This window comes from Pseudarthrobacter siccitolerans (assembly GCF_001046895.1).
In the GTDB taxonomy this organism is placed as follows: Bacteria; Actinomycetota; Actinomycetes; order Actinomycetales; family Micrococcaceae; genus Arthrobacter; species Arthrobacter siccitolerans.
Genome location: NZ_CAQI01000044.1, coordinates 224,926 through 239,233, shown reverse-complemented (window position 1 = coordinate 239,233; position 14,308 = coordinate 224,926). Strand labels below are relative to the sequence as shown.

Sequence of the window (14,308 nt, the reverse complement as noted above, 5' to 3'; positions counted from 1 at the left end):
GCCGTGGAAGACGGCGTTGTGGGCAAGGTGCCGACCGACGTCGCTGACGCCTAGCCGTACACAATCGTCCATATACTGGCGCGGATCTGCCATGGGAACGGCCACAACAACTCCATAGGCTTTGATCCGTGAAGCATCAGAACAAAAGCCGGATAGTTTTGCCCGACGCACCCCCGGACCAGGAGGCGGTCCTGGAAACGGGCGGTGTTGCCTGCTGGTCCGAGCCGGTGGTTATCGATACCTACGCTGCGGGGAACCCGGACCGTTACCCCCTGTTCCTGGACCGGCGCGTGTACCAGGGCTCCAGCGGCAAGGTGTACCCCCTGCCCTTTATCGACAGCATCGCGGCGTCGAAGGAACCCCGACTTTGGCCGGCCATCCACCTGGAAAACGAATATGTGCGCCTGATGCTGCTGCCGGAGATCGGCGGCCGGATCCATATCGGCTTCGACAAGACCGCCGGCTACGACTTTTTTTACCGGAACAACGTGATCAAGCCCGGCCTGGTGGGGCTGGCAGGGCCCTGGATTTCGGGCGGGGTGGAGTTCAACTGGCCGCAGCACCACCGCCCGGGAACGTTCCTCCCGGTGGAAACCTCGGTGGAGCGCAGCGACGACGGCCTGGTGACTGTGTGGCACAGCGACCTCGATCCCTTGCAGCGCATGCGGGGGACGCACGGGGTGCGCCTTCGTCCGGGCAGTTCCCTGGTGGAGGTTGAGGCCAGGCTGTACAACTGCACTGATGAACCCCAGACCTTCCTGTGGTGGGCGAACGCCGCGGCCCGGGTGCACGGGAACTACCGGTCGTTCTTTCCCACCGATGTCCGGTACGTCGCGGACCATGCCCGGCGGGCGGTCACCGCCTTCCCGCGCGCCGACCGGCCCTACTACGGCGTGGACTACCCGGCCCTGGCCGGGCAGGACGGCCAGGTGGACGCGGACCGGATCGATTTCTATGCCAACATCCCGGTCCCCACCTCGTACATGATCACGGACACGAAGGACAGCTTCTTCGGCGGCTACGACCACGACGCCGGTGCCGGCTTCGTCCACTGGGCCGACCGCAGCATCTCCCCGGGCAAAAAGCAGTGGACCTGGGGAAACGGTTCAGTGGGCAAGGCGTGGGATCAGCACTTAACGGACGACGACGGCCCTTACGTGGAGCTGATGTCCGGGGTCTTTACGGACAACCAGCCTGACTTCAGCTACCTGGCACCGGGGGAGACCCGCAGCTTCAGTGAGTTCTGGTACCCCATTCGACAGATCGGGCCGGCGCACCAGGCGAACCTCGATGTTGCCGTGTCACTGCAGCTGGACAAGACGGGCCGCAAGGTCACGGTGGGTCTCTCGAGCACGGCCAGCCGGGAGACCGCCACCATGGTGCTCAAACACCGGGAGGCAACCATACGGGAATGGACTGGCCGTCTGTCACCGGCCCACCCTTTCACCGGGACCGTGGAGCTGCCCGCGGGCGCAACGGAAACCGGCCTCACCCTGCAGGTCATGGACGGGGACCGGGAACTGATCACCTGGACCCCGCGCCCGCCAGCGGACGCCCCCGCGGAGCCCTGGGCAGCAACTGAACCCGTGCCGCCGTCGGACATGGAAAACCAGGACGAGCTCTTTGTGACGGCAACCCACTTGGCGCAGAACCGGCACCCCACGCGCTCGCCGTTGCCTTACCTGGAGGAGATGCTCCGCCGGGACCCGCAGGATTCCCGCGCGTCGATGGCGCTGGCGGCAGCGAAGTACCGAACCGGACACTACGGGCAGGCCAGGAAGCTGCTGGAGAACGCGCTGGCGCGGCTGACCCGCCGCAACCTGAATCCGCCGAGCGGGGAGGCCGGCTACCGCCTGGGCCTCGTCCTTGAGCGCATCGGCCAGTTGGATGAGGCCCGGGAGCGGTTCGGGAAGGCGGCCTGGGACAAGGCCTGGGCCCATCCGGCGCATTTGGCGCTGGCCCGCCTGGCCCTGGGGCAGGGACAGCCCGCTGAGGCACGCCGGCACGCCGGCACCGCGCTGCGCCTGGACCCGGCCAGCCCGGAGGCAAAGCACTTGTTGTTCCTTGCCATGGCCGGCTCCGGACACCTGGACGAAAGCGCCCGGTTGCTGCAGGACATCCTCGTGTCGGATCCGCTGGACCCCGTGGCACTGGCACTGGACGGCTCCCTGGCAACGGCGGACCCGAAGACCCCTCTGGCCGTGGCCTGCTGGCTGGCACGTGCAGGGGAGTGGCGGCGTGCGCTGGACCTTACCGGACAGGGGCTGCCAGGGGCTGCCAACAAAGCCTTTGGCAACCCGGAACCCTTGCGCCACTACCTCCGTGCCGGCTGGTTCGAGGAACTGCTGGATCCGGACGCGGCGTCGGTGGAGCGCAGGGCGGCAAGGAGCAGCGATCTGGCCTACGCCTTCCCCTATGGGCTGGACGAATACGACGCGCTGCACCGGGCCCTCGAGGCCCACCCCGGGGACAAGGTGGCACACGGGCTCCTGGGCTGCTGGCTGCTGGATGCCGGACGCACCGAAGAAGCCCTGGCCCACCTGGAAAAGTCCATGCTGTTCGGCTCAACGGATCCCGTGGTGTGGCGGAACGCCGCCATTGCCACGGTCAATAGCGGCGGTGATCCCGAGGCCGCCGACCAGTACCTGGAGCATGCACTGGAACTGAGCCCGGATGATGCACGGCTGGTCTTCGAACGGTCGGTGCTGGCCGGCCTCCGCGGCGTGCCGGCCAACGAGCGGATCGCCGCCATCGAACGGCACTCCCGTTCGGTCCTGAACCGCGACGACCTGGTGCTCCTCTACGTCAACCTCCTCCTGGATGCAGGGCGGGCAGAAGAAGCCCTGGAGATCATGTCCACCCGCAGCTTCCAGCCCTTCGAGGGCGGTGAAGGCAAGGCGCTCGCGGCCTACGACCGGGCGGCGGTCCAGCAGGCCAGGACGCTGATGGAGCAGGAACCGACGGCGGCCATCACCTTGCTGCGCGCCGGTATCGAGGCCCCGGCGAACCTGGGCGAGGGACGGCACCCGGCGGACAGCATGGCCGAACGGCTGGTGGCACTGGGCGACGCCCTCGAACTGGCCGGGGATACCGAGGCGGCGGCGGCAGCCTGGAATGAGGCGTGCCGGGAAAACAGCCTGTTGGCCGTGGACCCCAGGCCTGCCGGCCCTGCAGACTACTGGCGGGGCATCGCCCTCATCCGGCTGGGCCGAAAGACGGAAGCGAAGGCGGCCTGGCGGTGCCTTGAAGCCCGGGCTGATGAACTGGCGGCCGCCCCCGCGGTTCCCGACTATTTCGCGACGTCCCTGCCCGAACTGCTGTTGTTCGACACCGGCACTGCACCATCCCGGCTCGACCTGGCGAAATCACTCCGGGAGCTCGCCGCCCTGGGACGGACACACGAGAAAGAAGGGGCGAACCTGTGACCGACGCACCGCGGTACCTGGGCTCCGGAACACTCGAACGCGACCCGGGCGGCCTGACCGGGCCGCCGCCGTCGCACCTTCCGGCACGCCTGACCATCACCCTCTGGGACTTCTCCTGGTACACGCGGGCCGAGGACGGCGGCCCATACGCGGACCTGGACGCCGCCTGCGCGGAGGCGGCGGAGCTCGGCTACAACACACTCCGGATCTGTGCCGCCCCGCTGCTGCTTTTCGGCGGCCTGGGGCTGGACTCCGTGGCCGCTGACCTTGAGATCGAGGGCCTGGGCCAGGCTCCGGATGGCGGCATTTACGGCAGGGGCACACGCTGGTACGACGCGCCGGGCGGTTATGGCCTCAACCTGCGGGAGCGGCTCCTGGAGCTTTTCGAGGCCGCAGCCCGGCACGGACTCTTTGTGATCCTGGCCAGCTGGGAGTACCAGCAGTCCACAGTGTTCGCCCGGTCCCCCGAGTGGTTCGAGGCTATCGATTCCGTTCCTTTCGCTGACAGATACCGGGTTCTGACGGATGCCTGGGACAGGCTCATCAAAACGCTCACCGCGGCCGGGCACCGGGACCGCATCGCCATGGTGGAACTGCATAACGAGGTGGACTTTTCCATCCTGCCCGCGCTGGCCGACGGCGGCAGTGAGGAGCTGCACCGGCTGCGGTCACTGCATCCGGACCTCCTCGTCACCGCCAGCTACGGCAAACCGCCGCACCTGGCCATGCACACCGTCCCTGACGGCCTTGGCGGGGCGCAATTCCATGTCTACAGCTACGGGGTGCTTGATGCGCTGCAGCAGCAGATCGATATCCGGTCCGAGGGCACCTCCGGCTTTCCCAACCCGGCCCTGCGTGCGCTGCTGCGCCCCGATGCGCCGTCGATTGAAGAGTACGGGCGCCTGGCCGACTGGAAGTACCGCGCCACTGTGGTGACCGACCAGATGTTCTATGGGTACGACTGGATTGATCCGGAGGCGTGGGACACCTGGCTCTACAACGAGTACAGGCCCTACCGCGAGGCGATGCGGCGGGAAATCGAGTCGCGGGTCATCGCCATCGCAGCCTGGGCCCGCTGGAAGAACGTGCCGGCCGTGGTGGGCGAAGGCTGGATCGGCTACACCCCGCTCCAGGGAACCTTCGAGGAAGGCCCCATCGGCAAGGACCTGGCCGAACGCGGCATCCGCACGGCACTGCAGCACGGAATCTGGGGCATGGTCCTGAGCTCAAACGCTGCCCCGCACCATCCCCTGTGGGCCGACGACGGGTGGCAGCGTCGCATGAACAACGTCATCCTGACCGCCCCCGTGAGCTGAAAGAGTCCCATGCCTCCTGAACAAACCACCCTCGAACTCCTGACCGCCACCCACCGGCCCCACGAACGTGCCCTGCACCTGCCGCCCATGAGCAACACCCTGGACCAGCACACCAGGTGGCGGGTGACCAGCCATTACATCGAAGTGGATGGCCGCCCCACCGTGCCGGTATCGGGCGAAATCCACTTCAGCCGGCTTCCCCGGTCCCGCTGGGAAGACCGGCTGCGGCTGATGAAGGCCGGCGGCATCACTGTGGTGGCCTGTTACGTTTTCTGGATCCACCACGAACAGGTCGAGGGCGAGGCGCGCTTCGACGGCAACCTGGACGTTGCCGCCTTCGTCCGGCTGTGCGCCGCCCTGGAGCTGGACGTTGTGCTGCGGATCGGGCCCTGGTGCCACGGCGAGGTGCGCAACGGCGGTTTCCCGGACTGGGTCCAAACGGCCGCCGTCGGGCACCGCACGAATGATCCTGCCTACCTGGCCATGGTGGAGCGCTGGTTCAACCGCCTCGGCACGGAGCTTGCGGGGCTGACCGGGCCGGCGAGCAACGTCATCGGCATCCAGCTGGAGAACGAACTCTATGACCAGCCCGGACACATCACCAGGCTGAAGAACCTTGCCCGGGCAGCAGGTCTAAGCGCCCCTATCTGGACCGCCACCGCCTGGGGCGGGGCGGACATCCCCGAGGAGGAGGTCCTGCCGGTCTTTGGCGGCTACGGCGACGGTTTCTGGGTGGACGCCGACGCGCCCTGGGACCCCACCTTCCGGCAGCACTACTTCTTCAGCCACCAGTGGGACGACCCTGGCATCGGCGCCGACCTCCGAGAGCATTTCGCTGGCAGTGAGGCAGAGCCGCCCCGGTCGCCGTCGGCCCTCTACCCGCCCGCCACCTGCGAACTGACCGGGGGCATGGCCACCGCCTACCAGCGCCGGCCGTGGCCCGCGGGCAAGGACGTGGCTGCCGTGGCCAACAACAAAATCGGCAGCGGCTCGGGCTGGCAGGGCTATTACATGTTCACCGGCGGGACCAACCCGTCCGTCAGGCTGCAGGAATCCCAGGCCACCGGCTACCCCAACGATCTTCCCGTCTTCGATTACGACTTCCATGCCCCAATCGGCGCCGCCGGCAGGTTGGCTCCAAGCTTCGCACTGCTGCGCAGGCAGCACGCGTTCCTCGCGGCGTTCGGCGACCGGCTCGCCCCGATGCCGTCCACACTGCCGGACCAGGTGCCCGTCGGGGTGGAGGATTCGCAGACGCTTCGCTGGGCGCTGCGTTCGGATGGCGAGTCAGGCTTCGTGTTCATCACCTGGCACCAGCCCCATGTGCCCCTGCCGCTTTACGCCGGCGCCCAGTTCAGCCTGTCGCTGGGGGAGGAAAGGATCACTTTTCCCGGGCAGCCTGTCGCCATTCCCGCCGGCACGATCGCGGCCTGGCCCGTTAACCTCGACCTTGCCGGAGTCCGGCTGCGCTGGGCCACTGCATCCCCATTGACCCTCCTGGGTCCGGAGGCCGCACCAACACTGGTCCTGGCAGCCGAAGCGGGAATCGAACCGCAGCTCTGCTTCGCCCAGGGAACAGTCCTTGAAGGACCGGCTGTTGCCCTGGGCGGCGGCGCTTACGCCGCCGACCCCACCACGCCCACCGCCCTGACGGCGCGGACCTCCGAAGGTGCACTGAACATCCTGATCCTGCCGGCAGACCTGGCGGACCAGGCATGGGTGCTGGACACCCGGCGTGGACGAGAGCTGGTCCTGTCCGCTGACCCGCTCTGGGTGGGGGCGGACGGACGCCTGGCCGGGAGATCGCCGGGATCACCTGCCATCCGGCGGTACTCCACAGAGTCCGGCCAGTTCGAGGAGGTCCGGGTGGCCGGGCAAGGCCCGGAACCAGCGCGGCGGACCCTGGCCGCCGAACGCATCCGGGCCGCCCCGCCCGTCCCGGTTTCCTTCGGGTCACTGTCCGGCAGGGCGGCAGCCCCCACGGACAGGGACATGGACGAATTTGCAGAGGTCTACAGGCTTGAGCCGGTGGCGGCCTTCCCTGCCGGGGAGGGGCATACGGAGCTGGAGATCACCTGGGCAGGTGACGTCGCCCGGCTGCTCGTTGACGGAACCGTGGTGGCCGACCGTTTCTGGGACGGTTCCTCCTGGGTGATCGAAACGCACGACGCCGGCATCCGCCCCGGCGCGGAGATCCTGCTGCAAATCCTGCCGCTCCCCAGGGAAGCCAAAGCAGGTGTGCCGCAGGCGGCCCAACAAAGGCGGAATGATGCTGACGGCGACCTGGCCGCCCTGGACACCGTGGAGCTGATCCACTGGACTGCCTGGCGGGAGGCTCCGGCCTGACTGAACCTGAGCGGCTAGCATGGACGTTTGGTGGCTAAGGGGGCGGACGTGGAGCGGGCAACGGGATTCCAGGACCAGCGGCTGGTGGTGGTTCCCCGCCCCCTGGTCCGGGAAGCGCTGGCCCGCCCGGTCACCCGGCGGCTGGTGGTGACGGACGCCGGGGTCTTTCCGGTCGCGGAAGCGCACGGCCGGCACCGCCCCCAGGGCGCACAGGAAACCATCGTGATCCTCTGCGTCGCGGGGTCCGGGTGGGTGGAAACCCGCGGTTCCCGGTTCGACGTCGGCAAGGGCACCGCCGTCGTCCTTCCCGGTGGCACAGGGGAGGCGCACGCGTACGGTGCGTCGAGGGAGGACCCCTGGACCATCTGGTGGTGCCACGTCCGAGGCTCGGATGCCGCCGAACTGGTCGAAGAATCAGGCGTCCGTCCGGACCGGCCGATCATTCCACTGGTGGCCGTGGACCGGCTGACGGCCATGCTGGATGAGATCATCACCGCCTTGGAACAGGACCAGTCGCCGGCCCGCCTGGTGGCCACGGCCGGGATGGCGTGGAGGCTGCTGGCCACCCTGGCGGTGGACCACCGTGTCCCCGCCCAGGGCACTGCGCTGCAGCGGGCGATGAACTTCCTGGAGGACCGGGTGGACGGGTCCATCCGGCTGCCTGACCTGGCATCCCTGGTGGGGGTATCGTCGTCGCAGCTGAGCAAACTGTTCCGGGAGGCGACGGGCGGGGGAGTGCTGGCCCATCACACAGCGCTGAAGATGGCGCGGGCGCGGCTCCTGCTGGACACCACCGACCTGACAGTGGCTGAGGTGGGGCGCGAGGTGGGCCTCGCTGACCAGTTCTACTTCTCCCGGCAGTTCCGGCGGCTGCATGGCGTCAGTCCGCGGGCGTACAGGGCGGAACGGAAGGGCTGAAGGGTGCCGCGCTACGCCTGGTGCGGGGTCCCGGTGTGCGGGAGGAGCCAGCGCCGCACTGCGTCCAGGACCTCATCAGGGTCCACGGTGTACATGGTTTTCGGTTCTGCCGTGGGGGAATGGCTGTAGGTCATCCGTGCCCGGAAGCCCGGGCTATGGTCGGGTTCGGTCCAGGTGCGGATGACCATGGTTCCCATCGGAGGCGCGGCCTGGTGGGGCTCGTCGTCGCCGGAAATCCCCGGCGGTGGAGCGTCCTGTGCCATGCCGTCCCCTTGTTCTCATCCAGCGCATATCCAACCTGGCTTGATCCTGCTGCATCATCATCAGGAAACGGCATGTGTACGCCCAAAATTTGCTCAAGATCCGCCGGGGAAGCAGGCACAATGGGAGCCATGGCTGATTCTGAAGCGGTGACTACCCAGGATTCGACGGTTGAAGCATGGACCCAGGCCCTGGCGGAGTCGAAGGGCTCGCCGGGAGGAGGGGCCGGGACAGGGGTGATGCTCGCCATCGCCGCGTCGCTGGCATCCATGGTGGCCGGCTACACGCAACCCGGCGACGGGGAGCGGAAGGAACTGGCGGATGTCCACGCACGGGCCCGCACGCTGCGCCGGACCGCCCTGCGGCTTGCCGACGACGATGCTGCCGCCTCCGAAGCCTTCGGCGCCGCCTTCCGCCTCGAACCAGGCCCGGAACGCGACGAGGCCATCCATCGGGCATCGGTGAACGCCGCCAAAGCATCGGCCGTGCTGGGCGAACGCGCCGCCGAGGCCATTGAAGACCTGGGCTGGCTTGCTGCCAACGGGAACCCGGCGCTCATTGCCGATGTCGTCGTCGCGTTCGGCGCCCTGCGGGCAGCGGTGACAGGGGCGCGCACCAACGTCAGTTTCGACCTCGCAACCCTTCGATCCGCCGGCGCCACCCTCGAACAGATCCGCGACGGGCAGCCCGTCCTCTGGGCGGCGGTCCAGCAGCTCAACTCGGCAGTGGAACGCATCGACGAACTGACCGCCAGCGTGGACCACCGCGCCGCGCCCACTGACACTGATGCTGTTCGGGACGCTGTGTAGCGGGCCTGCGGCACGCTGGGTTAGCGCTGAGCCGATGATGCCTCCTGAACGAGCGGCCACGGGTAGCGCATGCCCGTGGGGTCCGCGGGCAGGACGCCGTTGTTCAATACACGCTGAACGCGGCGCCGCAGCGCACGGACTTCCCCAGGGTCCAGCAGCTCCGCCACATTGGGAGGAACTTCCTCAGCAAGCGGCGCAATCTCCTCCAGCAGGGCCGGTATCGGGAGTTATCACGGCGCCCTCAACCCGCTCAATGGTTCCGACGTCGAATTCACCATCAGCACCGCGGGCGGCCAGCCCTGCACATACCCAATGGCGGACACCGATCCCGGGCTGATCATGATCCTTTGGAACAGGTCGAGGTGCGTGCCCATGGCATGCGCCATAGCCGCCTTGATGGGGTCGGCGTGGGAGAAACATACGACGACGGCGCCCGGGTGTGCTGCGCGCAGCACCTCGAGTGCGCCCACCATCCGCGCCTGCATCTGCATGAAGCTCTCCCCGTTAGGAAAGCGGAAGGTCGACGGGCTGTGCTGCACTTCCTGCCATTGGGGCAGGACCGCGAGTTCGGCGAGGGCCGCGCCCGTCCAGTCGCCGAAGTCGCATTCGATCAGGCCGTCGTTGTGGTTCAACCGCAAGCCAGTGCGTTCAGCCGAGGGGGCCGCAGTCTCGCTGGTCCGTTCAAGGGGCGAGGAGTAGATGGCGCCAACGGGCAAGCCTGTGAGGCGTTCGGATATCCGTTCGGCCTGGGTCCGGCCATGCTCGGACAGGTGCAGTCCCGGCGCCCGGCCGGGCAGCACCTTCCCGGTGGTCGGCGTCTCCCCATGGCGGATGAGGAGAAGCAGAGTGCTCTGGGCAGTCATCACCAATCAGCTTAGGTTGGACGGCGGGACCGCGTGGATCGATTCCCGGAATTTCCTCGATTCCCGGCAGGGGTAGGGCTACCGTGGAGTGGTGACTGATCGACCCGAAATCTTCACTGTTGGTGAATTGCGTGCAGCCGGGCATGTCCAGAAAGATTTGCGCCACGAAATCCGCGACAACCTGCTGGCTGCGCTCGCCGAAGGCCGTGATCCGTGGCCGGGGCTGTACGGCTTCAGCCGCACCGTCCTGCCCCAGCTGGAGCGCGCCCTGATCGCCGGCCATGATGTGGTCCTGCTCGGCGAGCGCGGGCAGGGCAAGACGCGGCTGCTGCGCACGCTGGCCGGACTGCTGGACGAATGGTCTCCAGTGATCGAGGACTCCGAGCTGAACGAGCACCCGTACGAGCCGATTACTGAGCAGTCCCGGGCCCGTGCCCTGACTGAGGGGGACCGCATGCGGGTGGCGTGGCGGCACCGGTCCGAGCGGTATGTGGAGAAGCTTGCCACCCCTGACACCTCGGTGGCCGACCTCATCGGAGACGTCGACCCGATGCGCGTCGCCGAAGGCCGGCGCCTGGGCGATCCTGAGACCATCCACTACGGACTGGTCCCGCGCTCCAACCGGGGCATCATCGCCATCAACGAACTGCCGGACCTCGCCGAGCGGATCCAGGTGTCGATGCTCAACGTGATGGAGGAGCGGGACATCCAGATCCGCGGCTACGTGCTGCGGCTGCCGCTGGACGTGCTCGTCGTCGCCTCCGCCAACCCCGAGGACTACACCAACCGCGGCCGGATCATCACGCCGCTGAAGGACCGTTTCGGCGCCGAGATCCGGACTCATTACCCCATCGAACTGGAGGACGAGGTTTCGGTGATCCGGCAGGAGGGACAGCTGGTGGCGGACGTGCCGCCGGTCATCCTCGAAATCCTGGCCCGCTACACCAGGGCGCTCCGGCAGTCCCCGGCGATCAACCAGACCTCGGGTGTTTCTGCCCGGTTCGCGATCGCCGGCGCCGAAACGGTGGCGGCGGCTGCACTGCGCCGGGCCAGCGTGCGCGGCGAAGGCGAAGCCGTGGCACGGATCGTGGACCTCGGCACCGCTGTGGACGTCCTCACCGGCAAGATCGAATTCGAGTCCGGCGAGGAGGGCAGGGAACAGGCGGTCCTCGACCACCTCCTGCGGACGGCCACCGCGGAAGCTGTGCGCGCCCACTACCAAGGAATCGACATGGGTCCGCTCGTTGCTGCACTCGACGGCCACCGGACGGTGACCACCGGCGAACACATCACGGCGCAGGAGTTCCTGGAGAACCTGCCTGGCCTCAACGGGTCGGGGCTCTACGACGAGATCAGCGGGCGGCTGGGCGCCACCAACCAGGGTCAGCGCGCTGCGGCCATCGAACTTGCCCTGGAGGGCTTGTACCTCGCCCGCCGGATCTCCAAGGAGTCCGACGACGAGGAAACCATCTACGGCTAGCCGCGGCGCTGGAAGAGTTACAGCCAGGAGCGGGCGGCCGGAACAGGAGGCGTCATGGCCAGCCACAACCACTCGGCCAGGTATGGCAGATACACGGGCGGGCCCGATCCTCTCGCGCCGCCGGTTGACCTCGCCGAGGCACTGGACGCCGTCGCCGAGGACGTGATGGCCGGCTACTCGCCCCGGCATGCGCTGCAGGAGTTCCTGCGCCGGGGCGGCCGGAACCGGGAAGGCCTGGATGACCTCGCCCGGCGGGTCCAGCAGCGCCGCAGCGAACTGCTGGGCCGGCACCGGCTGGACGGAACCCTCAACGAAGTCCAGAAGCTGCTTGACACCGCAGTGCTGGAGGAACGCAAGCAGCTTGCCAGAGACGCGATGATGGACAACACCGACCGCGCCTTCCGGGAGATGCAGCTGAAGAACCTGCCGCAGTCCACGGCAGCTGCGGTCAACGAACTGGCCTCCTATGACTGGCAGTCGGGTACAGCCCGGGAGGCCTACGAACGGATCAAGGACCTGCTGGGCCGCGAAGTCCTGGACCAGCGGTTCGCCGGCATGAAGCAGGCGCTCGAAAACGCCACGGAGGAGGACAAAGCAGCCGTGGCCGGGATGCTGCGGGACCTCAACGGGCTGCTGGACAAACACCGGCGCGGCGAGGACACGGACCAGGACTTCCAGGATTTCATGGCAAAGCACGGGGACTTCTTCCCGGAGAATCCCCAGTCCGTCGAGGAGCTCATTGACGCCCTCGCCAAGCGCGCCGCGGCGGCCCAGCGCCTGCTGCAGTCGATGTCGCCCGAGCAGCGCGAGGAGCTGATGCGGCTCTCCGCCCAGGCGTTCGGCTCGCCCGAACTGATGGCGCAGCTGGACCAGCTCGATGACAGCCTGCGCGCCCTGCGGCCGGGCGAAGACTGGTCCGGCTCGGAGCGGTTCGAGGGCCAGGAAGGCCTGGGACTGGGCGACGGAACCGGCGTGCTGCAGGACATCGCCGAACTGGACGGACTCGCCGACCAGCTGTCCCAGTCCTACAACGGGTCCAATCTGGACGACCTGGACCTCGATGCCCTGGCCCGCCAGCTCGGCCAGAACGCCGCCGTCACCGCCCGCACCCTCGCCGAAATCGAACGGGCCATGCAGGACGGCGGCTACCTGCGCAAGGGTAGCGACGGCGACCTGCGGCTCTCCCCCCAGGCCATGCGGCAGCTCGGCAGGTCCCTGTTGCGGGATACCGCGAAGCAGCTGTCCGGCCGGCAGGGGCGGCGGGACACGCGCGTCGCCGGCGCCGCCGGCGAGCAGACCGGTTCCAGCCGCCCCTGGGAGTTCGGGGACGCCGAACCCTGGGACGTCACCCGCACCATGACCAACGCGATCCACCGCACGGCGGCCGACGGCGGCAACCCTGCCCGGGGACTCCGCCTTACCGCTGCCGATATCGAAGTCAGCGAGACCGAGGCACGTACCCAGGCCGCCGTCGTACTGCTTGTGGACGTCTCCTTCTCGATGGCCGCCGAGGGGCGCTGGGTCCCGATGAAGCGCACCGCCCTGGCCCTGCACCACCTGATTTCCACCCGCTTCCGCGGCGACCGGCTGGAACTGATCACGTTCGGCCGCTACGCCCGGTCCATGGACATCGGCGAGCTGACCGCCCTGCCGTCGCGGCGGGAGCAGGGCACCAACCTGCACCACGGCCTGCTGCTGGCCGGGCGCTTCTTCCGCCGGCATCCGTCAATGCAGCACGTCCTCCTGCTGGTGACCGACGGTGAGCCAACTGCCCACCTGCTTTCGGACGGCGAGCCGTGGTTCTGCTGGCCCTCGGACCCGGAAACCATCCGGGTCACGGTGGCCGAGCTCGACCGCCTGGGGCGCGGCGGCACCCAGACCACGTTCTTCCGCCTGGGGAATGATCCCAGCCTGGAGCGGTTCGTGCAGCGCATGGCCCGGCGGGTGGGCGCCAGGGTTGTGGCGCCCGACGTCGGCGGTCTGGGAGCTGCGGTGGTGGGGGAGTACTTGCGCGCCCATTTCCGCGGGCAGGCGTTCGACGACGCCGACTGGACGTCCTGGGACCGCTGATTGTCTTACTGCACGCCTTACTGCACGGCCTTGGTGGGGAGGGTAAGGATCTCGGCACCGTCGTCGGTGATGGCGATGGTGTGCTCGCTGTGCGCCGTCAGGCACCCTGTGGCGCTGCGGAGGGTCCACCCGTCAGGATCGGTGACGAGTTCGGCGGTGTCCGCCATAACCCAGGGCTCCAGCGCCAGCAGCAGGCCCGGACGCAGCGTGTACCCGCGGCCCTGCCGCCCGGTGTTGGGGACGTGCGGGTCCTGGTGCATGGTTGATCCGATGCCGTGGCCGCCGAACTGCGTATTGATGGGGTAGCCGGCTTCGCTGAGGACGGAACCGATGGCATGGGAGATGTCGCCGATCCGCGCTCCCGGCCCGGCAACAGCAATTCCCGCGTAGAGCGCGCGTTCGGTCGCATCAATCATGGTGATGCTTTCCAGCGGCTTTGCATCGCCCACAAGGAAACTGATGGCGGAGTCCGCCGCCACGCCGCCTTTGATGACGGCGAGATCAAGGGTGAGCAGATCGCCGTCGGCCAATGTGTAGTCGTGGGGCAGCCCGTGCAGCACGGCGTCGTTGACGGCGGTGCAGATGTAGTGCCCGAACGGCCCGCGCCCGAAGGACGGCTCATAGTCGATGTAGCAGGACGTGGCGCCGGCTTCGATGATCATCTCCCCGGCCCACCGGTTGATGTCCAGGAGGTTGGTTCCCACGGCCGCACGCCCCTTCAGGGCCTGAAGAATATCGGCGACGAGGGCTCCTGTTTCCCTTGCCCGGGTGATTTCGGTGGGACTCAGGATCTCGATCATGCGGGCGCCTTCCTCGGGGA

Annotated in this window: 10 protein-coding genes; 7 read left to right on the top strand and 3 right to left on the bottom strand. The window is 68.1% G+C overall.

Going from position 1 to position 14,308, the window contains the following annotated elements; translation table 11 throughout:
* Positions 1–128 precede the first annotated feature (128 nt).
* From ARTSIC4J27_RS11850 to ARTSIC4J27_RS11835, 4 genes are read left to right on the top strand one after another with little or no spacing between them, the layout of a single operon-like run.
* On the top strand, positions 129–3,425 hold the full coding sequence (locus ARTSIC4J27_RS11850; protein ID WP_050055390.1) for a DUF5107 domain-containing protein: 3,297 nt from the start codon (positions 129–131) through the stop codon (positions 3,423–3,425).
* Positions 3,422–4,741 (top strand): cellulase-like family protein, encoded by a 1,320-nt coding sequence (locus ARTSIC4J27_RS11845; RefSeq protein WP_050055389.1) that lies wholly within the window; start codon positions 3,422–3,424, stop codon positions 4,739–4,741. Before ARTSIC4J27_RS11850 ends, ARTSIC4J27_RS11845 begins: the two co-directional genes overlap by 4 nt.
* Before the next feature lie 9 nt (positions 4,742–4,750).
* Positions 4,751–7,087, top strand: coding sequence for a beta-galactosidase (locus tag ARTSIC4J27_RS11840; RefSeq protein WP_050055388.1), 2,337 nt, complete (start codon positions 4,751–4,753; stop codon positions 7,085–7,087).
* A gap of 30 nt (positions 7,088–7,117) precedes the next feature.
* Complete coding sequence (locus ARTSIC4J27_RS11835) at positions 7,118–8,005, top strand: AraC family transcriptional regulator (RefSeq protein WP_235436649.1); 888 nt, start codon at positions 7,118–7,120, stop codon at positions 8,003–8,005.
* An 11-nt stretch (positions 8,006–8,016) separates the two neighbouring features.
* Here ARTSIC4J27_RS11835 and ARTSIC4J27_RS11830 read toward each other — a convergent pair whose 3' ends face one another.
* Entirely contained in the window at positions 8,017–8,268 is a 252-nt protein-coding gene (locus ARTSIC4J27_RS11830) for a hypothetical protein (RefSeq protein WP_050055387.1), read from the bottom strand.
* A gap of 129 nt (positions 8,269–8,397) precedes the next feature.
* Here ARTSIC4J27_RS11830 and ARTSIC4J27_RS11825 point away from each other — a divergent pair, with 129 nt between their 5' ends.
* On the top strand, positions 8,398–9,075 hold the full coding sequence (locus ARTSIC4J27_RS11825; RefSeq protein ID WP_050055601.1) for a cyclodeaminase/cyclohydrolase family protein: 678 nt from the start codon (positions 8,398–8,400) through the stop codon (positions 9,073–9,075).
* A 230-nt stretch (positions 9,076–9,305) separates the two neighbouring features.
* Here ARTSIC4J27_RS11825 and ARTSIC4J27_RS11820 read toward each other — a convergent pair whose 3' ends face one another.
* Complete coding sequence (locus tag ARTSIC4J27_RS11820; protein WP_050055386.1) at positions 9,306–9,938, bottom strand: MSMEG_4193 family putative phosphomutase; 633 nt, start codon at positions 9,936–9,938, stop codon at positions 9,306–9,308.
* A gap of 91 nt (positions 9,939–10,029) precedes the next feature.
* Here ARTSIC4J27_RS11820 and ARTSIC4J27_RS11815 point away from each other — a divergent pair, with 91 nt between their 5' ends.
* Together ARTSIC4J27_RS11815 and ARTSIC4J27_RS11810 are read left to right on the top strand one after the other, a co-directional pair.
* A complete protein-coding gene (locus ARTSIC4J27_RS11815; RefSeq protein ID WP_050055385.1) occupies positions 10,030–11,418 on the top strand; it encodes a sigma 54-interacting transcriptional regulator in 1,389 nt (462 codons plus the stop codon).
* A gap of 54 nt (positions 11,419–11,472) precedes the next feature.
* On the top strand, positions 11,473–13,488 hold the full coding sequence (locus ARTSIC4J27_RS11810; RefSeq protein WP_050055384.1) for a vWA domain-containing protein: 2,016 nt from the start codon (positions 11,473–11,475) through the stop codon (positions 13,486–13,488).
* Between the two features lie 17 nt (positions 13,489–13,505).
* Here the strand turns inward: ARTSIC4J27_RS11810 and map are convergent, their stop codons facing one another.
* Entirely contained in the window at positions 13,506–14,288 is a 783-nt protein-coding gene (map, locus tag ARTSIC4J27_RS11805; RefSeq protein ID WP_050055383.1) for a type I methionyl aminopeptidase, read from the bottom strand.
* Between the last annotated feature and the right edge of the window lie 20 nt (positions 14,289–14,308).